This window comes from Pandoraea pnomenusa, from assembly GCF_040391475.1.
GTDB lineage: Bacteria > Pseudomonadota > Gammaproteobacteria > Burkholderiales > Burkholderiaceae > Pandoraea > Pandoraea pnomenusa_C.
In genome coordinates this window covers 1-19,916 of record NZ_JBEBXS010000029.1, presented here as the reverse complement: position 1 = coordinate 19,916, position 19,916 = coordinate 1, and the positions used below count along the sequence as shown (strand labels likewise).

Here is a 19,916-nt window from a genome sequence, read left to right as displayed (position 1 = left end):
AAATCCCAATTGTCGCGCTTCCCTTCATGACGAATCCTGTGCCCGATCCGTCCGCTTCCTCCGAGTCGATGCGCCCCGAGCCGTCGCCCGCCACGCAGAGCAAGTTCGAAAGCTACGTCGTCCCCGACACGTTCACGCCGTCGCGCGAGCGTCCGGTGCGCCTGCGTGCAAGGCCGTTGCACAACGGTATCGTCGTGCCCAGCCATCGGCATGCGTGGGCGCAGGTCGCGTACACGCCACGGGGTGTCATCCAGATTGCCGTCTCGAACGCGGCCTGGATCGTACCGCCCTCGCGCGCGATCTGGATTCCGCCGGACGTCGAGCACAGTCTGCAGGTCAATGAACCGTCGTACCTGCGCACGCTCTACGTGCATCCGGATGTCATCCCCTCCGGGCTTGATCAGTGCCGGGTCGTGGAAGTCTCGCCGCTGCTGCGTGAGTTGATCGCCGCCATCGACGTGCCCGAACCGATGCTCGACGCCGCACGCGAGCAGTTGCTCGGCAGCCTGATCCTCGACGAATTGCGACGCGCCTCGCCGCTGCCGCTGGTGGTGCCCCTCCCGCGCGACAAGCGCCTGCTGACGCTGTGCAACGCCATGCTGGCCGACCCGGCACGCGCATGGACGCTCGACCAGTGGGCGCGTTACGCGGGCGCCAGCCCGCGGACGATCGGCCGACTGTTCCGTCAGGAACTCAACATGAGTTTCGTGCAATGGCGACAGCAGGTCGTGCTGGCGCAGGCGATTCCGCTTGCCTCTAAGGGGTATCCGCTCGCGCGCATCGCCCGGGAGCTGGGTTATCGAAGTCAAAGCGCGTTTTCCGCAATGTTCAAGCGGACGTTCGGGCGCACGCCGAGCGAGTTCTTCGCCACGGCCCCCGACGCTACATCTGTCGGAACAGGTGAGCGTACTGACGACTGACCGCCACGCGATCCTTGCGGCGCTTGAGCTTGAGGGTGAGGCGCCCGAGCGGGGTGTGCTGTGCGCTCACGACTTCCGCCACGTTGACCACGGTGCTGCGATGCACCTGCCAGAAGCGTGACGGATCGAGTTGCGGCAGCAGTTCGCGCAAGCTGGTCCGGATGAGCAGATCGCCGTCGACGGTCGCGACCACGACGTACTTGTCCGCCGCCTCGAAAAAGCAGACTTCCTCCACCGGCACGATCCGGATCTCGTCTTTCACCGACGCACGCACGAAACGCAGGTAGTCGCGCGAGTCGGTCGGTGCGTGGCCGTTCGCCACGTCGGCAGACGGTGCACGCTCCCCCTTCTCCGGTGTCGGCACGCCATCCAGGCGCTCACGCAAGGTCGCCAACAGCGTGGATAACGTGTCCCCGTCCGGCGAGCGCAGCCGCTCACGCACACGCGCCACGGTGCGTGCGAGACGCTCGGGCTCCACCGGCTTGAGCAGGTAGTCGACCGCGGCCGCCTCGAAGGCATCGAGCGCGAACCGGTCGAAAGCGGTGACGAACACGATCTGCGGCGGGCGGGCGAGCCGTGTGCAGGCGCGTGCCACTTCGAGCCCCGTCGCGCCCGGCATGGCGATGTCGAGAAAGACGACATCCGGTTGATGTTGTGCGATGGCGGCGATCGCCGAGGTGCCGTCCGGTGCCACGGGCAGCACATGCAACGCCGGCCATGTCTGCGCAAGCATGGTGCGCAGCGCATCGGCGAGCAAGGGTTCGTCTTCGGCGATCAAGGCGACGGGGGATGTCATGCACTCCACTCTCTGGGACTAGAAACCTGTGCCGCTCGTGCGTTGGACCGGCAAACGCAACGTGGCAACGACACCGTGCGGCACGCCCTCGGCGAGCGTGAGGCGCGCGGCGTCGCCATAGAGCACCCGCAGGCGCTCCCGGATATTCGTCAGACCGACCCCGTCGGCGCCCGCATCGGTGGCAAAGCCTGCCCCGTCGTCGGCCACGCGGATCACCACATGCGACGCCCCTTGGGCTGACGTCTCGCGCCATGCGCGAATGTCGACGGCGGCCCCCTCGGTCAGCGGTTCGACGCCGTGCTTGACGGCGTTTTCGACCAGCGGCTGGACCAGCATCGGCGGCACACCCACATCGCGGCAGTCCGCCGGTAAATCGAAGGCATATCGCAGCCGTTCGCCAAAGCGCACCTGCTGAATGGCCAGCAGTGCGTCGAGCAACGCGAATTCGTCGGCCAGCGTGGTGACGTCGGCTCGCGTAGCTGCCAGCGAGGCCCGCAGGAATTTGTTGAGGTGCCCGAGCAAGCTGCGCGCGCGTGCCGGGTCGCTGACGATGAGCGAATCGAGATTGGCCAGCACGTTGAACAGGAAGTGCGGCTCCAGTTGCGCTTGCAGCGTCTGCAATTGGGAGCGCACGAGCTGGCGCTCGACCGAAGCTTCACGCAGCGCCTGCTGTGCTGCTGCCTCGCGCAACTGCGAGAGTCGTGCGCGCGACCAGCCGTGATACGTTCCGGCCGCGGTCGCGACCAGCGCGATGATCAGCACGATCGACATCGAGTGTCCGCCGACGGGACGCCACATCGACATCGGTAGCCCCAGCAACGCCGTCCCGATCGCGATGCCCCCGGCGAGCCCGGCGGTACAGCCGAACGCCACGAGCAGGAGAAACGGGAGCATCGGCGGCGCGCCATCGCGCCAGATCGCGCGGCGCCCGCCGTCCACCAGCACGGTGATCGAGATGCCGATGCATTGGCTGAACACGAGGTTCTGCACGAAGGTGCCGCCGAAACCGATGAACCACAGGCCGAGCGCAATCGCCGTGTTGAACAGCAGGATTCCGACGAGCTCGCGCCAGAATGTCTGCCACAGGCCGCGCGTCGCCTTGACCGGCGCCGTCTGCACGGTTTCAACGGATTGGGGTTGTCTCATCGTCGACGTCATTATCGTGCGCCTTCCCCGCCAGCCATGACGAGCAGTGCCCTTCGCATTTGTTCTCGTGCGCCAGCTGGCTTATCGCCCGGTGTGTCGCTACCTCGGTCGCTGTCTGTTTTGCTGAATTTTTCGTTCGCTTCGCGGCTGGCCCTGTCGTGGCGGTTGTCGTAATCGTTATCGGCCAACGCCTGTCTGGCGTCATGGTGCCACACTTGCGCGAGCGCATCGCTGAGCGTGCGTCCGGGTACCGCCACGGCCGCCGCCCCGGCGATGACCAGCCCTGCATACAGACCCAGCATGAGCCGCCGATGCCGGCTCACCTGTCGCCGCCGGATCGCCAGAACGGCCAGCACCAGACTGACCAGCACGTAGGCCGAGAGCGCATGCAGCCACGACAGATGTCCGCCACCAAGCTCGCGAATACCGAAGCTGGAGACGGCGGTCACCGCCATTGCCGCCACCCACACGCGGCCCAGCCACCGGTGTCGCGGCGTGCCCCGCCGCATGAACAGAATCCCGATGCCGAGCCCGACCGCCGCCAATGCTGCGGCCAAATGCACTGCCACTATCGTCGCCATGACGTCCTCTCCGTGATGGAAGCATGGCGTTACGATAAAAACCTGCCGCGCCGCGCGCAGCCGGCTTGCGACGAACGGCGTGGGCACTGCGTGAACGGTCGCCGTCCGGCGCGAGCGGTGTGTGCGTCAGCGCGCCGGCCCCGCGCACACCGCCGACCGGCGGCGGTCGCGCATTGTCGCCGACGATTGTGACACGACGAAAAAAATCCCCGCGTTCCTCTCGAAACGCGGGGATCGGGGATGCCGGAACGGCTACGGCAGCGCGATCCGTGTGTCGGACCTGGCCACCGGGGACCGACCACCCGGGTCAGTCACCGGCGTCCACATCCTTACTCGGCCGCCGCCTGGGTCTCCTTGCTCACCTGCTGGGCCGATTCGCCCTCGAAGGTGAAGCGTCCGTTGCGCCAGTCGACCGGGATCGTGTCCTTCGGCCCGAACTTGCCTGCCAGCACCAGCTTGGCGACCGGGTTTTCGATCTCCTGCTGGATGGCCCGCTTGAGCGGACGCGCGCCGTAGATCGGATCGAAGCCCTCGCGCGCCACATGGCCGAGCGCCGCCTTGGTGACCTCGAGATACATGTCGAGCTTGGCCAGACGCTGACGCAGGATCTCGATCTGGATCGTGGCAATCGACTCGATGTGCTTCTGATCGAGCCCGTGGAACACCACGACTTCGTCGATCCGGTTCAGGAATTCCGGACGGAAATGCTCCTTGATCTCCGACCACACGGCGTCCTTGATCCGGTCCTGCGGCTCGCCGACCATCGACTGGATCATCGACGACCCGAGGTTCGACGTCATCACGATCACCGTGTTCTTGAAGTCCACGGTGCGCCCCTGCCCGTCGGTCATGCGACCGTCGTCGAGCACTTGCAGCAGTACGTTGAACACATCCGGGTGCGCCTTCTCGACTTCGTCGAGCAGGATCACGCTATACGGCTTGCGGCGCACGGCTTCGGTCAGATAACCGCCTTCCTCATAGCCGACGTAGCCCGGAGGCGCGCCGATCAGACGCGCCACGCTGTGCTTCTCCATGAACTCGCTCATGTCGATGCGGATGAGATGCTCTTCCGAGTCGAACAGGAACATCGCGAGCGCCTTGCACAGCTCGGTCTTGCCCACACCGGTCGGCCCGAGGAACAGGAACGAACCATACGGACGGTTCGGATCGGACAGGCCCGCACGCGAACGGCGGATGGCGTCGGCCACGGCGGTAATCGCCTCGTCCTGCCCCACCACACGCTCGTGCAGCTTGGCTTCCATGTTGAGCAGCTTCTCGCGCTCGCCCTGCATCATCTTCGAGACCGGAATCCCCGTGGCTCGCGAGACGACTTCGGCGATCTCTTCCGTGCCCACCTGCGTGCGCAACAAGCGCGGATGCGCCTGCTGACCGGCCGCTTCGGCCGCGTCGGCATCCTTCAACTGGGCTTCGAGTTGCGGCAGCTTGCCGTATTGCAACTCCGCCACCTTGTCGAGCTTGCCTTCGCGTTGCAGCTTCGCGATCTCGGCACGTACGCGGTCGATCTCTTCCTTGACCTGTGCGCTGCCCTGCACGGCGGCTTTTTCGGCCGTCCAGACTTCCTCGAGGTCGGCATACTCGCGCTCCAGACGCGAGATCTCTTCCTCGATCAGTGCCAGGCGTTTCTGCGACGCTTCGTCGGTTTCCTTCTTGACGGCTTCGCGCTCGATCTTCAACTGGATCAGACGACGGTCGAGCTTGTCCATCACTTCCGGCTTCGAGTCGATTTCCATCTTGATCTTCGACGCGGCTTCATCGATCAGGTCGATGGCCTTGTCCGGCAGGAAGCGATCGGTGATGTAGCGCTGGCTGAGTTCCGCCGCCGCCACAATCGCCGGGTCGGTGATCTCCACGCCGTGGTGCAGTTCGTACTTTTCCTGCAAGCCACGCAGGATGGCGATGGTCGCCTCGACGCTCGGCTCGTCGACGAGCACCTTCTGGAAGCGGCGCTCCAGCGCGGCATCCTTCTCGATGTACTTGCGATATTCGTCGAGCGTGGTCGCGCCGATGCAATGCAGCTCGCCGCGCGCGAGCGCCGGCTTGAGCATGTTGCCCGCGTCCATCGCCCCTTCGGCCTTGCCCGCACCGACCATCGTGTGAATCTCGTCGATGAACAGGATGGTGCGACCTTCGTCCTTGGCAATGTCGTTGAGCACGCTCTTCAGACGCTCTTCGAACTCGCCGCGGAACTTCGCACCGGCCAGCAGCCCGGCCATGTCGAGCGCGAGCACGCGCTTGTTCTTGAGCGACTCAGGCACTTCGCCGTTGACGATACGCTGCGCAAGACCTTCCACGATGGCGGTCTTGCCCACCCCCGGCTCACCAATCAACACGGGGTTGTTCTTGGTGCGGCGTTGCAGGATCTGGATCGTGCGGCGAATTTCGTCGTCGCGCCCGATCACCGGATCGAGCTTGCCGAGCGCGGCGCGTTCGGTCAGATCGAGCGTGTATTTCTTGAGGGCTTCGCGCTGGCCTTCAGCGTCCTGGCTGTTGACGGACTGGCCGCCGCGCACACCTTCAATGGCCGCTTCGAGCGCTTTACGCGTGAGGCCTCGGGCGCGGGCGATCTTGCCCGTCTCGCTCTTGTCGTCGGCAAGCGCCAGCAGGAACATTTCGCTGGCGATATAGCTGTCGCCATGCTTCTGCGCTTCCTTGTCGGCCTGATTGAGCAGGCCCGCGAGTTCGCGGCTGACCTGCACGTTGCCGTCGGTGCCCTGCACCTGCGGGAGCTTCGCGATGGCCGTCTCGAGGTCATGCGCCAGCGGTTGGACCTGCACACCGGCGCGTTGCAGCAACGAACGCGCGGCGCCTTCGGGTTGGGCGATCAGCGCGGCGAGGAGATGCAGCGGCTCGATGTATTGCTGGTCGCGACCGACTGCCATGCTTTGGGCATCAGCCAGCGCTTCCAGGAATTGCGTGGTGAATTTGTCTTGTCGCATCTAGTGCTCCGGTAAGAAATCATTCTGGATCGGATGTGCGGACAATCCCCTGTGGTTTCAAGGGGCATTACAGCGCGACGATTGACTTTTCGCGCGAGGCCCGACGAGGGCCGGATTCGTGGCTTGCGGCGCAGGCATTCGGGGCCGCAGGACAACCGCTGGGAACGTGTGGGACACGCCCGGGTTTGAAGCTCATAATAGCTATTTTTAGCATGCCGCACCATGAGTCATCCTGACACGCCAACGTCGGCCGGAACCACGTCGCCCGAACGGGCATCGCGGGACATGCTGGCGGAAGTTTCGCCGCAATCCCTCACCGAATGGCCCGCGACGCGCCTCGCCGACATCGACGAAGACGCCGTGCGCCTGCTCGTGCATACGTTCTATGGGCGCATTCGCGACGACGACCTGCTCGGGCCTGTCTTCCGCGACGCGCTCGAAGGCCGCTGGGACATGCACCTGGAGAAAATGGTGTCGTTCTGGGCCAGCATCGTGCTCGGGGCCAAACGCTACCGTGGCAATGTGACACAGGCGCATCAGCCCTTCGGCCACCTGAGCGGAGAGCACTTCAGCCGCTGGCTCGCCCTGTTCTTCGATACGTTGGACAAGCTGTTCGAACCGCAGGCCGCATTCGCGTTTGCCGAGCCGGCCATCCGGATCGCGGAGAGCCTCCAATTGAATCTGTTCGGATGGGAATACGCGCTGCCACCGGCGCAACGGGCGCTGCTCGACAGCGTGAAGCAGGCGAAACCGTCGCGGCCTCGCGACTGAGGCCACCCAGCGAAGCAGGCAAAAGAAATCGGCGAATTTATCGAAAATTCGCCAATGTTTCCTGAAAATGCAAGGGATTTGACGCCGAAAGACGTCTAAAGACTACTTCGACGCACCGTCGCCGGTCGTCCAGCGCTCGCGCGCGGCCGTATCGGTCTCGCGGGCGTCGACCCAGCGCTCACCCTGCGGCGTCGCTTCCTTCTTCCAGAACGGCGCTTCGGTCTTCAGATAGTCCATGATGAACTCGCACGCGGCGAATGCGTCGCCCCGGTGGGCCGAGGTCACAGCCACCAGCACGATCTGATCGCCCGGCCCCAGCTCGCCGTAACGGTGGATCACCAGCGCGTCGAACAGGCGCCAACGCTCGCGAGCCTGCGCAACGATGGCTTCCAGCGCCTTCTCCGTCATGCCCGGATAGTGCTCCAGGGTCATGCGCGAGACATCCTTGCCGTCGTTCAGGTCGCGCACGGTGCCCACGAAACTGGCGATGGCGCCCACGCGCAGGTCGTTCGCCCGCAACTGGCGGATTTCCGTCGAGAGGTCGAAATCTTCGGTCTGTACGCGGATCGGCATAGGGTCTCCTCGGTCGGGCCTTCGCTCAACCGCCCGTCACGGGCGGGAAGAACGCGACTTCGCAGCCTTCGGTCAGGCGCTTGCTGGCCGGCACCATCTCGTGGTTCAGCGCCATGCGCAACGCGCGCTGCGCGCCGAGCGTCTCGGCCCAGACCGGGCCACGCGTGCACAGCCATTGGCGCACGTCTCCCACCGTAGCAATCCCGTCGGGGACTTCCACGTTCGGTTCCTCGGCAACGTTGAGCGCCTCACGGACGCTGGCGAAAAAACGGAGATCGATGTGCATAGTCTGGCCGGAGCGCCGCGCGGGCGACGCACCCGTTTCTCAATATAGAAGGTCGGAGAACGGCAGGAACGCCACCGTCTGCCCTGCCTCGATGCGATGGCCCGGCGGGTTGTCGATGAGGCCGTCGCCCCAGACGGTCGACGTCAGCACCGCCGAACTCTGGTTCGGGAAGGCTTCCAGACCGCCCTGATCGTTCACCCGGGCACGCACGAATTCGTTGCGACGGTCGGCCTTCTTCTGGGTGAAGTCGGCACGCATGGCAATCCGGCGCGGTGTCACGTTCGCTGCGCCCTGCAAGCGCAGGATGAACGGCCGCACGAACAGCAGGAACGTCACGAAACTCGACACCGGATTGCCCGGCAGGCCGATGAAGTGTGCGGTCTCGCCGCTCTGGCCGTTCGGTCGATTCACCTCGCCGTAAGCCAGCGGCTTGCCCGGCTTGAGCGCGATCTGCCAAAGATTCAGACGCCCCTCGGCTTCCACGGCGGGTTTGACGTGGTCTTCCTCGCCCACCGACACGCCGCCCGACGTAATGATCAGGTCGTTGGCCCGTGCGGCGTCGCGCAGAATCGCGCGCGTGGCGGCCAGGTTGTCCGGGACGATGCCGTAATCGGTCATCTGGCAGCCCAGGTTCTCCAGCAGGCCGCGCAGCACGAACCGGTTGGAGTTGTAGATGCTGCCCTCACGCAACGTTTCGCCAGGCATGGTGAGCTCGTCGCCGGTGAAAAACACCGCCACACGCAGCCGACGCGCCACCTGCAACTTCGCGATGCCGACCGACGCCGCCAGCCCCAGTGCCGGGGCGCGCAGGCGCGTGCCCGCCGCCAGCACCACGCTGTCACGACGAATATCGGCACCCTGCCGATTGATGAACTCGCCCTCGGTCGGGGTATGGCGAATGACGACCGTGCCGTCGTCGCGCGCCTCGCATTGCTCCTGCATCACGATGGCGTCGGCGCCCGGAGGCACCGGCGCACCGGTAAAGATGCGTGCCGCCGTGCCGGCGGCGAGCGGGTCGGGCGCATGACCGGCGGGAATGCGCTGGGAGACGGGCAACACCGTTTCGTCGCCCCGCAGATCGGCGCGGCGCACGGCATAGCCGTCCATCGCGCTCGTGTCCATCGGCGGGACGTCGAGCGTGGCGATCACGTCGGCCGTCAGCACACGGCCGTTGGCCGCGAGCGTGTCGACGGTTTCGTGCTGGTCGAGCGCACGCGCGGCGCCCAGTACGGCGTCGAGAGCTTCCTGAGTACTCAGCATGGCAGCAGGTAAGGTCAGAGAACCGGGCACCCCGGCTTACAGGCCGGTGTGCTCGGCGATATAGGCCTTCACACGGGCGACATCGTTCGGCACGGTCTCGAAGCGCTGCGGCAGCGATTCGAGTTGCTCGAAACCGGCCGGACGCGGCGGCTCGCGATGCAGCGCCTCACGGATCGTCTCCGCGAACTTCGCCGGCTGCGCAGTCTCGAGCACCACCATCGGCACGCCCGGCTCCAGCGCCTCGCGCGCCACCTTCACGCCGTCGGCCGTGTGGGTATCGATGACCACGTCATAGCGCTTGGCCACGTCCTGAATCGTCGCGACACGGTCGTCGTGCGTGCTGCGGCCCGAGACGAAACCGAACTCTGCCACGCGGGCAAAGGCTTCGGTGCCGGACAGGTCGAAGCCGCCTTCGCGCTCGACCTTCGCCAGCAGATCGGCCGTCGCCTTCGCATCGCGGCCCAGCAGGTCGAACAGGAAGCGCTCGAAGTTCGACGCCTTCGAAATATCCATGCTCGGGCTGCTCGTGTGGAACGTCTCCGCGGACTTGCGCACGCGGTAGCGACCGGTGCGGAAGAACTCGTCGAGCACGTCGTTCTCGTTGGTGGCCACGACCAGCTTGCGGATCGGCAGGCCCATCATGCGCGCGATGTGTCCTGCGCATACGTTGCCGAAGTTGCCCGAGGGCACCGTGAACGACACTTCGCCGTCCTGGCCCGACTTGCCGCCCGTGGCGGCAAAGTAGCCCTTGAAGTAGTAAACAACCTGCGCCACGACGCGCGCCCAGTTGATCGAGTTGACGGTGCCGATCTTGTAGCGCGCCTTGTACGCGTGGTCGTTCGACACCGCCTTGACGATATCCTGCGCATCGTCGAACACGCCTTCGACCGCGAGGTTGAAGATGTTCGGGTCTTGCAGGCTGTACATCTGTGCGGTCTGGAACGCGCTCATCTTGCCGGCCGGCGAGAGCATGAACACGCGAATGCCTTCCTTGCCGCGCATGGCGTATTCGGCCGCACTGCCGGTGTCGCCCGACGTCGCGCCCAGAATGTTCAGCGCGTCGCCGTGCTGCGCGAGGGCGTATTCGAACAGGTTGCCGAGCAACTGCATGGCCATGTCCTTGAACGCCAGCGTCGGCCCGTTCGAGAGGGCCAGCAACGAAAGCTGCGTGTCTTTCTCGACGCCGAGCGGCAGCAGCGGCGTGATCTCGGCGGCGTCCTCGCCCGGACGCACGTTGCGATACACCTCGGCGGTGTAGGTGCGCTTGGTCAGGTCCGCCAGGATCTCGGCCGGAATGTCGCCCGCGAACTTGGCCAGCACGCTGGCGGCGAGTTCGGCGTAGGACAACTGGCGCCAGGCGCGCAATTCGTCAGCCGTCACCTGCGGGTATTCCGTGGGCAGGTACAGGCCACCGTCCGGGGCCAGGCCACCGAGCAGAATGCTGGAGAACGATTGCGGCTCGCCCGAGGTCAGGCCCGCGCCGCGCGTGGAGATGTATTTCATGGGGTCGTGTCCTGTCGGATGGGTTCGTGAAGCGGATCGCCTGCGCGCCTCACCGGCGGGTTCGCCGGGGGCGCTGCACGGCTGGCTCAGCTCAGCGCCTCCATGCGGATGCGCGTGACCTTCGAGAGCACCGTCCCCATGGCTTCGATCTTCGCGATAGCCGAGTTGATGTGCTTTTCCTTGGTCTGATGCGTCAGGATGATGATGTCGGTCTGATGCTCACCCTCGCGCGATTCCTTTTGCAGCAGCGCGTCGATGGAGATGTCGAGGTCCGCGAGAATGCGCGTGAGTTCGGCCATCACGCCGGCACGGTCGACCACGCGCAGGCGCAGGTAGTAGCTCGTCGTGACTTCGTCGATCGGCAACACCGGCGTGTTCGACAGTGCATCGTGCTGGAACGCCAGGTGCGGTACGCGATGCTCCGGATCGGCCGTCTGCAGACGCGTCACGTCCACGATATCGGCGACCACGGCCGAAGCCGTCGGCTCGGCGCCCGCGCCCTTGCCGTAGTACAGCGTGGCACCCACGGCATCGCCCTGCACCAGTACGGCGTTCATCGCGCCTTCCACGTTCGCGATCAGGCGCTTGGCCGGAATGAGCGTCGGGTGAACGCGCAATTCGATGCCGGCTTCCGCACGGCGCGTGATGCCCAGCAGCTTGATGCGATAGCCGAGTTCTTCCGCGTACTTGATGTCGAGCGCCGAGAGCTTGGTGATGCCTTCGATGTAAGCGCGATCGAACTGCACCGGCACGCCGAATGCGATGGCGCTCATGAGCGTGAGCTTGTGCGCGGCGTCGACGCCTTCGATGTCGAACGTCGGATCGGCTTCGGCGTAGCCCAGACGCTGCGCGTCGGCGAGCGCCACGTCGAAGTCGATGCCCTTGTCGCGCATCTCGGACAGGATGAAGTTGGTGGTGCCGTTGATGATGCCGGCGATCCACTGAATACGGTTGGCCGTCAGGCCTTCGCGCAGCGCCTTGATGATGGGGATACCACCGGCGACGGCCGCTTCGAAGGCAACCATCACGTTGGCCTTGCGGGCGGCGGCGAAGATCTCGTTGCCATACACGGCGAGCAGCGCCTTGTTGGCGGTGACCACATGCTTGCCGTTCTCGATCGCCTTGAGGACCAGCTCCTTCGTGAGGTCGTAGCCGCCGATGGTCTCGACCACCACGTCGATGGCCGGATCGTTGACCACTTCGAACGGGTCGCCCGTCACGACGGCCGCATCGCCCACGAGGCCGCGTGCGCGTTCGACGTTGCGCACCGCGATCTTCGTAATCTCGATACCCCGGCCGGCACGACGTTGAATTTCTTCCTGGTTGCGAGCCAGTACCTGGAAGGCGCCAAAGCCTACCGTGCCAAGGCCGAGGAGGCCCACTTTGATCGGATTCATGCAGTTTTACTCAAAAGTCGAAATCGGTTGGCGCGCATCACTTGCCGTGGCGACGGCGATAACCGTCAAGGAAGCGGGCAATGCGACTGATGGCGTCTTCCAGGTCGCCCTCGTGAGGCAGGAACACTACGCGGAAATGGTCGGGGTGCATCCAGTTGAAGCCGCTGCCCTGCACCAGCAGGACCTTCTCTTCGAGCAGCAACTGGAGGATGAAATCCTGGTCGTTGGCGATGGGATAGATCGCCGGATCCAGACGCGGGAACAGGTACAGCGCCGCCTTCGGCTTCACGCACGTCACGCCGGGAATGGCGGTGAGCATGCGGTGCGCGATCTCGCGCTGCTCGTACAGGCGTCCGCCCGGCACGATCAGGTCCTTGATGCTCTGGTAACCGCCCAGGGCCGTCTGGATCGCGTACTGGCCCGGCACATTCGGGCACAGGCGCATCGAAGCCAGAATGTTCAGCCCTTCGATGTAGTCGCGCGCCGGGCGCTTGTCGCCGGACACGATCATCCAGCCGGCGCGGTAGCCGCACGCGCGGTAGCTCTTGGACAGGCCGTTGAAGGTGATGGTCAGCACGTCCTCGGACAACGAGGCGATCGACGTATGCTCGGCGCCGTCATAGATGATCTTGTCGTAGATCTCGTCGGCGTAGATGATGAGCTTGTGCTCGCGCGCGAGGGCGACGATGTCCTTGAGGAGCTCGTCGGAGTACAGCGCGCCGGTCGGGTTGTTCGGGTTGATGATGACGATCGCGCGCGTGTTCGGCGTGATCTTCTTGCGGATGTCCGCCAGGTCCGGCTGCCAGTCGGCCTGCTCGTCGCAGACGTAGTGCACCGGAGTACCGCCCGAGAGGCTCACGGCCGCAGTCCAGAGCGGGTAGTCGGGCGCGGGCACGAGCACTTCGTCGCCGTCGTTGAGCAGCGCCTGCATGGCCATCACGATCAGCTCGGACGCCCCGTTGCCGAGGTAGATGTCGTCGAGCTGCACGTCCTTGATGCGCTTTTGCTGGCAGTAGTGCATGATCGCCTTGCGCGCCGCGAAGACACCCCGCGAATCCGAGTAACCGGCCGAGTTCGGCAGGTTGCGGATCATGTCCTGTACGATCTCGTCAGGCGGCTCGAAGCCGAACGGCGCCAGATTGCCGATGTTCAGCTTGATGATGCGATGCCCTTCGTCTTCCATGCGCTTGGCATGTTCGAGCACGGGCCCACGAATGTCGTAGCAGACATTCTGCAATTTCTGCGATTTGAGGATCGGTTTCACGGCGGTTGTGGTCTTGGCGGGCGACGCAGGGGCCGGTCGGGCCGGCAACAGGCGGAACAGGCGGGACGCACGACGGTTCCGGCGACCCCACGGCACTGCGCGCGAAGCGCACAGGACACCGCGTTTTCCCCGGTTTCGGCGTGGCAAATGCCGCACTGCAACGGTTTTGCCGTGCTGCGTACGGCAAAAAGCTATAATTTAGCCAATTATGACAGAGTTCGGCAATGCATCATTGACGGTTTGCGCCACGCGAGGCAAGATGCCCGCCCGTTGCACACCCCGCCGACGCTCATCCACCACTCGGTAATCGCCGGGTAGGGAACCTTTCGATAGTGAAACTGCATCAAGACCCGTCGCAAGCACTGAACACAGTCACCGGCTACGGCCCGGGCTATGTCGAAGTCAACAAGATTCGTCACGACAAGAGCGTGATCATTGCCCCCGAGGGCGAGATACAAGGCTGGCCGGTATCGCGCTTCGACGCGCTCAGTCCGACCGACTTCGAAATGCTGCGCGAACTCGACCCCGAAGTCGTGATCTTCGGCAGCGGCGGGCGCCTGCGTTTCGCGCATCCCCGCCTGACGACCTCGCTCACGAGCGCGCGCATCGGCGTGGACTCGATGGACAGCCAGGCCGCCTGCCGGACCTACAACATCCTGATGAGCGAGGGGCGCCGCGTCGTGCTGGCCCTGCTCATCGAAACCGAGGCGGCTGAGTGAGCCGCCGCGTCCTCGCCTCCGGCTTGCCGGGCGCCGATCCGCTCACGCCTACCCCTTTGCCCCCCACACCTCCCCCCTTGTCGACACCCGATGGCGCTCACGCGTCCTATCCCCTGTCGCCCGCCGCCTTCTGGCTGCTGCTCCTGGCGTTCGCGCTGGTGTGGTTCGGCACGCTCGACTATCGTCACCTGATCGCAAGCGACGAAGGTCGCTACGCCGAAATGGCGCGCGAAATGTGGATGACCGGGGACTGGATCACCCCGCGCTACAACGGCTACAAGTATTTCGAGAAGCCGCCGCTGCAAACCTGGATGAATGCCCTCACGTTCGCCGTCTTCGGGCTGGGCGAGTGGCAGGCACGTCTGTGGACAGCGCTGACCGGCTTTGCGGGCGTGCTCATGGTCGGCTACACCGGGCGGCGGGTGTTCAACGCCCGTGTCGGCCTGTTCTCGGCCGCCGCGCTGGCCGGCGCCCCGCTGTGGTCGCTGCTCGGGCACTTCAACGTGCTCGACATGGGCCTGTCGTTCTTCATGGGGCTGTCGCTGTGCGCACTCCTGCTGGCGCAGCGCCCGGGCCTCGCCCGCCCCGCCGTGCGCGGCTGGATGTGGCTATGCTGGGCGGCGATGGCGCTGGCCGTGCTGAGCAAGGGCCTCGTCGGCATCGTGCTGCCGGGCGCCGTGCTCGTGCTCTACACGCTGGTGGCCCGCGACTGGGCATTGTGGCGGCGCCTGTATCTGGGCAGCGGGCTGATCGTCTTTCTGATCATCGCCGCGCCGTGGTTCGTGCTCGTACAGATGCGCAACCCGGAATTCTTCGATTTCTTCTTCATCAACGAGCACTTCCGCCGCTTTGCGATGGAGGGCCACAACCGCGACGGCGCCCCCTGGTACTTCGTGCCCGTGTTCATCGTCGGCTTCCTGCCCTGGCTGTCGGTTCTGCCGGGCACGGTGCGCACCACGCTGCGCATGCCCCGCCAGCCCAATGGTTTCGCCCCGGCACTCATGCTGTGGGTCTGGTCGGTGTTCATCTTCGTGTTCTTCAGCGCGTCGCACTCGAAGCTGATCTCGTACATCCTGCCGATTGCGCCGGCGATGGCCCTGCTCTTCGGCCTGTACCTGGCACAACTGCGGCGCGATACGGTGCGCCTGCACCTGGCCGGCTACGCGATCCTCTTCATTGCCGCGCTGGTGATGGTGGCCATCTTCGTCGGACGCGCGGGCAGCGTGCGAAATCCGAACGAGCTCTACAAGGCCTTCCAGATCTGGCTGTACTTCGCCGTGGGTTTCGGCCTGGTGGGGACATTGATCGCCTGGCGGCTGGCGCGCCACAGCGTGCGGCGCGCCTTGCTGACGTTCTCCGGCGCCATGCTGCTGCTCGTGACCGTGGGCGGCATGGGACACGAAGTCTTCGGCCGCCAGAGTTCAGGGGTGCTGCTCGTGCCGGCCATCAAGGCCGAGATGGCGCGGCTCGGTCCGGATGTGCCGTTCTATTCGGTGAACGTGCTCGACCACACCATGCCGTTCTACCTCGGGCACACCATGATCATGGTGCAGCACCCGGACGAGCTCGAGTTCGGCGTGAAGCAGGAACCGCAAAAGTGGGTACCAACGCTGGAAGAGTTCTACGTACAATGGCGGGCCGCTCCCAAGGCCCTTGCGCTGGTCGATCCGGGAACGTTCGACAAGCTCGAAGCCGAACATTTGCCGATGCGCATCATTGCCCGTGACGCGCGACGGATCGTGATCTCGAAGCCTCAGCCCGAAGACGACGTAAAATAACGCGCCGCGCCGACAGACGGCGCTAAGCGCCATCCAATTTACCGCGTCCATAATTATTCACAAACGTTCACAAACGTTCCATGAATCTCGCTACGTTTTCACTTATTCTCACGGGCGTGCTGCTTAACGCCTGCGCGCAGTTGCTGCTCAAGGCCGGGGCGAACGCCATCGGTGCGCTGGAATTCACTCGCGCCAATATCGTGCCCATCGGTATCAAGCTCGCCACGCAGGTGCCGATCATGGGCGGGCTCGTCTGCTATGCGATCAGTGTGGTCGTGTGGATTCTCGCCCTCTCGCGCGTCGAGGTCTCGATCGCCTATCCGATGCTCTCGCTCGGCTACGTCGTGAACGCGTTCGCCGCGTGGTACCTCTTCGGCGAAACGCTGTCGATGCAGCGAATCGTGGCCATCGGCATCATTCTGGTCGGTGTTTATATTCTGGCCCGCAGCTAAGACTGCGTGGCTGTCGTTGGCTGACGGCAGACGCCTCCCCCGGCGCCCGCCCCTGTTCAATGCTTACCTGAGGCTTTGTCCTACATCATGAGCGACTCGGCAACCTCCCAATCGAACCAACCGTTCCTGCCGTTCACGCGCCCGAGCATCGACGACGCCACCATTGCCGGCGTGACCGAAGTGTTGCGCTCCGGCTGGATCACTTCGGGCCCGCAAGTGCAGGCCTTCGAGAAGGCACTGTCCGAATATTTCGGCAATCGTCCGGTGCGATGCTTCAACTCGGGCACCGCCACGCTCGAAATCGGCCTGCGCATCGCCGGCGTGCAAGGCGGTGACGAAGTCATCACCACGCCGCTGTCGTGGGTCGCCACGTCCAACGTCATTCTGGAAGTCGGCGCAACGCCCGTGTTCGTCGATGTCGACCCGGCCACGCGCAATATCGATCTCGATCTGCTCGAAAAGGCGATCACGCCCAAGACGCGCGCGATCATCCCCGTCTATCTCGCCGGCTTGCCGCTCGACATGGACCGGCTGTACGACATTGCGCGCCGCCACAACCTGCGCGTGATCGAAGACGCTGCGCAGGCGATGGGCTCGACGTGGGGTGGCAAGCGCATCGGGGCCTTCGGCGATCTGGTGTCGTTCAGCTTCCACGCCAACAAGAATCTGACCTCGATCGAGGGTGGCGCCCTTGTCTTCAACAACGAAGACGAAGCGCGTCTGGCGGAAAAGTACCGTCTGCAGGGCGTGACACGCACCGGCTTCGACGGCATGGATGTCGACGTGCTCGGCGGCAAATACAACCTGACGGACGTCGCCGCCCGCGTGGGCCTGGGCCAGATGCCCCATCTGGCGGAATTCAACCGCCGCCGCACCGAGCTCGCCCGCCTGTATTTCGACACGTTTGCAGGCGGTCCTGCCGTGGCGCTGGGCATGGGCCTGCCGCGCGCCGACTTCACGAATTCGAACTGGCACATGTTCCAGGTCGAACTGCCGCTGGACAAGCTCACGATCGACCGCGCCGGCTTCATGGAGAAGCTCAAGGCCCGCGGCATCGGCACCGGTGTGCACTACCCGGCCATCCATCTGTTTACAATGTACCGTGCGCTCGGCTTCCATGAGGGGCAGTTCCCGCATACGGAACGTCTCGGCCGCGCCATTCTCACGCTGCCGCTCTTCCCTGCCATGGCGAATGCCGACGTTGCGCGCGTCTGCGAAGCCGTTAACGCCATTTGCGCTGATCATCAAAAATGAATTGTCCACAACTCTCCGTCGTCATCCCGGTTTATAACGAAGAGGCCGGCCTCGCCGCCCTGTTCGCCCGGCTGTACCCGGCACTCGACAAGTTGGGTGTGACTTACGAAGTGGTGTTCGTCAACGACGGCAGCCGCGACCGCTCGGCCGCCATCCTGGCCGAACAGTTCCGCGCGCGCCCCGATGTGACGCGTGTCGTACTGTTCAACGGCAACTATGGCCAGCACATGGCCATCCTTGCCGGCTTCGAGCACACGCGTGGCGAGTGGGTCATCACGCTCGACGCCGACCTGCAGAACCCGCCCGAAGAGATCGGCAAGCTGGTGGAACAGCTCGCCGCCGGACATGACTACGTGGGCACGGTGCGCATGAACCGTCAGGACACGTGGTTCCGCCGCCATGCGTCGCGCGCCATGAACCGCCTGCGCGAGCGCATCACGCGCATTCGCATGACCGATCAGGGCTGCATGCTGCGCGGCTATAGTCGCCATATCGTCGACACCGTCAATCAGTGCCGCGAAATCAATACGTTCATTCCTGCGCTGGCCTTCACGTTCGCGCAAAACCCGATCGAAGTCGACGTCGCGCACGAAGAACGCTTTGCCGGCGAGTCGAAGTACTCGCTCTATAGCCTGATTCGTCTGAATTTCGACCTCGTCACCGGCTTCTCGGTAGTGCCGCTGCAATGGCTCTCGGGCGTGGGCATCACGTTGTCCGTGGCGTCCGGCCTGCTGTTCGTCGTGCTGATCGCGCGACGCTTCCTGTTCGGCTCGGAAGTCCAGGGGGTGTTCACCCTCTTCGCCGTCACGTTCTGCCTGCTTGGCGTGATCCTGTTCGGCATGGGCCTGCTCGGCGAGTACATCGGCCGTATTTACCAACAGGTTCGTCAGCGTCCGCGCTATCTGGTGCAGGCCGTGCTGGAAGACCAGACGTCCGGCAACCCGGGCAAGCCCGGCGCCGATACCGCGTCCGCCAGCCGCGCGACCGGCGCCACCGAACTGGGGTCGCACGCGTCATGAGCACCAGCGCCTCCACGGCCAAGGCCGTCGTCTTCGCCTATCACAACGTCGGTGTGCGTTGCCTCCAGGTGCTGCTCGCGCGCGGCGTCGACGTCGCGCTCGTGGTGACGCATCAGGACAATCCGAACGAGAACATCTGGTTCGGCAGTGTGGCCGGCGTGGCCGCCGAGCACGGCATCCCCGTCATCACGCCCGACGATCCGGCCGATCCCGCGCTTGCCGAGCGCATTCGCGCGGTCGCACCCGATTACATCTTCTCGTTCTACTACCGCCACATGATTCCGGTGCCGGTGCTGGAGATCGCCCCGAAAGGCGCGTTCAACATGCACGGCTCGCTGCTGCCCAAGTACCGTGGTCGCGTGCCGGTCAATTGGGCGGTTTTGCGAGGCGAAACGGAAACGGGCGCTACCCTGCACGAAATGGCGCTCAAGCCGGATGCCGGCGCGATCATCGACCAGACAGTCGTCCCGATCCTGCCGGACGACACGGCAGGCATGGTGTTCGAGAAAGTGACCGTCGCGGCCGAACAGACGCTCTGGCGCTGCTTGCCGGGCCTGATTGCCGGCACTGCGCCGCGTCATGTCAACGACCTGGCCGCCGGCAGTTACTTCGGCGGACGCAAGCCGGAAGACGGCCGGATCGACTGGACACAGCCGGCACAGGCCGTCTACAACCTGATTCGGGCTGTCGCCCCGCCCTATCCGGGTGCATTCACCGACGCCGCCGGCCGCCGCTGGGTCGTAGAACAGGCCCGCCTGTCGCGCTCGCCCGCGCCCGCAGGTTTGCCCTGCGGACTGCAAGTAGTGGATAATGCGCTCCTCGGCATTTGCGGCGACGGAAATGCCATTGTCATTCATGAACTAACGCTGGACGGCGAGTCTGTCACGCCGGCACAGTTTTCCCAGCTCAATCACTGACCGCAATATGAAAAAAGTCCTGATTCTCGGTGTCAACGGGTTCATCGGCCACCATCTGTCGAAGCGCATCCTGGAGACGACCGACTGGGAAGTTTATGGCATGGACATGCTCACCGATCGCCTCGGCGATCTGGTCAACCATGAGCGCATGCACTTCTTCGAAGGCGACATCACGATCAACAAGGAATGGGTCGAGTACCACATTCGCAAGTGCGATGTGATTCTGCCGCTCGTCGCCATCGCCACGCCGGCCACCTACGTGAAGGCCCCGCTGCGCGTGTTCGAACTCGACTTCGAGGCGAACCTGCCGATCGTGCGTTCGG

Annotated in this window: 19 protein-coding genes; 9 read left to right on the top strand and 10 right to left on the bottom strand. The window is 64.6% G+C overall.

The window, feature by feature from the left end; translation table 11 throughout:
* The first annotated feature begins 26 nt into the window (after nucleotides 1–26).
* Complete coding sequence (locus ABWO90_RS22020) at nucleotides 27–920, top strand: AraC family transcriptional regulator (protein ID WP_353193357.1); 894 nt, start codon at nucleotides 27–29, stop codon at nucleotides 918–920.
* On the opposite strand, the gene ABWO90_RS22015 is transcribed toward ABWO90_RS22020, so the two are convergent.
* The 4 genes from ABWO90_RS22015 to clpB form a co-directional block, all read right to left on the bottom strand.
* Entirely contained in the window at nucleotides 883–1,716 is an 834-nt protein-coding gene (locus ABWO90_RS22015; protein ID WP_353193356.1) for a LytR/AlgR family response regulator transcription factor, read from the bottom strand. The genes ABWO90_RS22020 and ABWO90_RS22015 overlap by 38 nt on opposite strands.
* Nucleotides 1,717–1,734: 18 nt before the next feature.
* Entirely contained in the window at nucleotides 1,735–2,862 is a 1,128-nt protein-coding gene (locus ABWO90_RS22010; RefSeq protein WP_353193355.1) for a sensor histidine kinase, read from the bottom strand.
* Between the two features lie 11 nt (nucleotides 2,863–2,873).
* Nucleotides 2,874–3,530, bottom strand: coding sequence for a DUF2306 domain-containing protein (locus tag ABWO90_RS22005; RefSeq protein ID WP_353193354.1), 657 nt, complete (start codon nucleotides 3,528–3,530; stop codon nucleotides 2,874–2,876).
* 242 nt (nucleotides 3,531–3,772) lie between these two features.
* Nucleotides 3,773–6,400 carry an ATP-dependent chaperone ClpB gene (clpB, locus tag ABWO90_RS22000; RefSeq protein WP_353193353.1) on the bottom strand — a complete coding sequence of 876 codons (2,628 nt, stop codon included), beginning with the start codon at nucleotides 6,398–6,400 and terminating at the stop codon, nucleotides 3,773–3,775.
* A 222-nt stretch (nucleotides 6,401–6,622) separates the two neighbouring features.
* Here clpB and ABWO90_RS21995 point away from each other — a divergent pair, with 222 nt between their 5' ends.
* Complete coding sequence (locus tag ABWO90_RS21995) at nucleotides 6,623–7,171, top strand: group III truncated hemoglobin (protein WP_502922678.1); 549 nt, start codon at nucleotides 6,623–6,625, stop codon at nucleotides 7,169–7,171.
* A gap of 102 nt (nucleotides 7,172–7,273) precedes the next feature.
* Here ABWO90_RS21995 and moaE read toward each other — a convergent pair whose 3' ends face one another.
* The 6 genes from moaE to ABWO90_RS21965 all read right to left on the bottom strand — a co-directional run bounded on the left by moaE (nucleotide 7,274) and on the right by ABWO90_RS21965 (nucleotide 13,454).
* Nucleotides 7,274–7,744, bottom strand: a complete 471-nt coding sequence (moaE, locus tag ABWO90_RS21990; RefSeq protein WP_353193352.1) for a molybdopterin synthase catalytic subunit MoaE — start codon at nucleotides 7,742–7,744, stop codon at nucleotides 7,274–7,276.
* 25 nt (nucleotides 7,745–7,769) lie between these two features.
* Nucleotides 7,770–8,030 (bottom strand): molybdopterin converting factor subunit 1, encoded by a 261-nt coding sequence (gene moaD / locus ABWO90_RS21985; protein ID WP_353193351.1) that lies wholly within the window; start codon nucleotides 8,028–8,030, stop codon nucleotides 7,770–7,772.
* Between the two features lie 39 nt (nucleotides 8,031–8,069).
* Nucleotides 8,070–9,290, bottom strand: a complete 1,221-nt coding sequence (locus tag ABWO90_RS21980) for a molybdopterin molybdotransferase MoeA (protein WP_353193350.1) — start codon at nucleotides 9,288–9,290, stop codon at nucleotides 8,070–8,072.
* Between the two features lie 36 nt (nucleotides 9,291–9,326).
* Nucleotides 9,327–10,793, bottom strand: a complete 1,467-nt coding sequence (thrC, locus tag ABWO90_RS21975) for a threonine synthase (protein ID WP_353193349.1) — start codon at nucleotides 10,791–10,793, stop codon at nucleotides 9,327–9,329.
* Between the two features lie 86 nt (nucleotides 10,794–10,879).
* The gene (locus tag ABWO90_RS21970) at nucleotides 10,880–12,190 is read right to left on the bottom strand and encodes a homoserine dehydrogenase (protein ID WP_353193348.1); all 1,311 of its coding nucleotides are present in this window, start codon (nucleotides 12,188–12,190) and stop codon (nucleotides 10,880–10,882) included.
* A gap of 37 nt (nucleotides 12,191–12,227) precedes the next feature.
* Nucleotides 12,228–13,454 carry a pyridoxal phosphate-dependent aminotransferase gene (locus ABWO90_RS21965; RefSeq protein WP_353193347.1) on the bottom strand — a complete coding sequence of 409 codons (1,227 nt, stop codon included), beginning with the start codon at nucleotides 13,452–13,454 and terminating at the stop codon, nucleotides 12,228–12,230.
* A gap of 332 nt (nucleotides 13,455–13,786) precedes the next feature.
* Between ABWO90_RS21965 and ABWO90_RS21960 the strand changes: the two genes are divergently transcribed.
* From ABWO90_RS21960 to ABWO90_RS21930, 7 genes are all read left to right on the top strand, one after another.
* On the top strand, nucleotides 13,787–14,173 hold the full coding sequence (locus ABWO90_RS21960; RefSeq protein ID WP_353193346.1) for an Mth938-like domain-containing protein: 387 nt from the start codon (nucleotides 13,787–13,789) through the stop codon (nucleotides 14,171–14,173).
* Between the two features lie 56 nt (nucleotides 14,174–14,229).
* Nucleotides 14,230–15,951 (top strand): glycosyltransferase family 39 protein, encoded by a 1,722-nt coding sequence (locus tag ABWO90_RS21955; protein ID WP_502922679.1) that lies wholly within the window; start codon nucleotides 14,230–14,232, stop codon nucleotides 15,949–15,951.
* An 80-nt stretch (nucleotides 15,952–16,031) separates the two neighbouring features.
* A complete protein-coding gene (locus tag ABWO90_RS21950) occupies nucleotides 16,032–16,403 on the top strand; it encodes an SMR family transporter (protein WP_353193345.1) in 372 nt (123 codons plus the stop codon).
* Nucleotides 16,404–16,490: 87 nt separating this feature from the next.
* Nucleotides 16,491–17,657 carry a DegT/DnrJ/EryC1/StrS family aminotransferase gene (locus ABWO90_RS21945; RefSeq protein WP_353193344.1) on the top strand — a complete coding sequence of 389 codons (1,167 nt, stop codon included), beginning with the start codon at nucleotides 16,491–16,493 and terminating at the stop codon, nucleotides 17,655–17,657.
* Nucleotides 17,654–18,676, top strand: coding sequence for a glycosyltransferase (locus ABWO90_RS21940; RefSeq protein ID WP_353193343.1), 1,023 nt, complete (start codon nucleotides 17,654–17,656; stop codon nucleotides 18,674–18,676). Before ABWO90_RS21945 ends, ABWO90_RS21940 begins: the two co-directional genes overlap by 4 nt.
* The gene (locus ABWO90_RS21935) at nucleotides 18,673–19,593 is read left to right on the top strand and encodes a formyltransferase (RefSeq protein WP_353193342.1); all 921 of its coding nucleotides are present in this window, start codon (nucleotides 18,673–18,675) and stop codon (nucleotides 19,591–19,593) included. The genes ABWO90_RS21940 and ABWO90_RS21935 overlap by 4 nt, the downstream gene beginning before the upstream one ends.
* A 7-nt stretch (nucleotides 19,594–19,600) precedes the next feature.
* Nucleotides 19,601–19,916, top strand: a 316-nt coding sequence (locus ABWO90_RS21930) for an NAD-dependent epimerase/dehydratase family protein (protein WP_353193341.1), incomplete at its 3' end; no start/stop codon positions are given.

Excerpts from the sequence above, each read along its gene's own strand:
- ABWO90_RS21970 (WP_353193348.1), bottom strand. The coding sequence starts at position 12,190 with ATGAATCCGATCAAAGTGGGCCTCCTCGGCCTTGGCACGGTAGGCTTT.
- ABWO90_RS21940 (WP_353193343.1), top strand. The coding sequence starts at position 17,654 with ATGAATTGTCCACAACTCTCCGTCGTCATCCCGGTTTATAACGAAGAG.
- moaE (WP_353193352.1), bottom strand. The coding sequence starts at position 7,744 with ATGCCGATCCGCGTACAGACCGAAGATTTCGACCTCTCGACGGAAATC.
- ABWO90_RS22015 (WP_353193356.1), bottom strand. The coding sequence starts at position 1,716 with ATGACATCCCCCGTCGCCTTGATCGCCGAAGACGAACCCTTGCTCGCC.
- ABWO90_RS21950 (WP_353193345.1), top strand. The coding sequence starts at position 16,032 with ATGAATCTCGCTACGTTTTCACTTATTCTCACGGGCGTGCTGCTTAAC.
- thrC (WP_353193349.1), bottom strand. The coding sequence starts at position 10,793 with ATGAAATACATCTCCACGCGCGGCGCGGGCCTGACCTCGGGCGAGCCG.
- ABWO90_RS22020 (WP_353193357.1), top strand. The coding sequence starts at position 27 with ATGACGAATCCTGTGCCCGATCCGTCCGCTTCCTCCGAGTCGATGCGC.
- clpB (WP_353193353.1), bottom strand. The coding sequence starts at position 6,400 with ATGCGACAAGACAAATTCACCACGCAATTCCTGGAAGCGCTGGCTGAT.
- ABWO90_RS22010 (WP_353193355.1), bottom strand. The coding sequence starts at position 2,862 with ATGAGACAACCCCAATCCGTTGAAACCGTGCAGACGGCGCCGGTCAAG.
- moaD (WP_353193351.1), bottom strand. The coding sequence starts at position 8,030 with ATGCACATCGATCTCCGTTTTTTCGCCAGCGTCCGTGAGGCGCTCAAC.
- ABWO90_RS21945 (WP_353193344.1), top strand. The coding sequence starts at position 16,491 with ATGAGCGACTCGGCAACCTCCCAATCGAACCAACCGTTCCTGCCGTTC.
- ABWO90_RS21995 (WP_502922678.1), top strand. The coding sequence starts at position 6,623 with ATGAGTCATCCTGACACGCCAACGTCGGCCGGAACCACGTCGCCCGAA.
- ABWO90_RS21935 (WP_353193342.1), top strand. The coding sequence starts at position 18,673 with ATGAGCACCAGCGCCTCCACGGCCAAGGCCGTCGTCTTCGCCTATCAC.
- ABWO90_RS21980 (WP_353193350.1), bottom strand. The coding sequence starts at position 9,290 with ATGCTGAGTACTCAGGAAGCTCTCGACGCCGTACTGGGCGCCGCGCGT.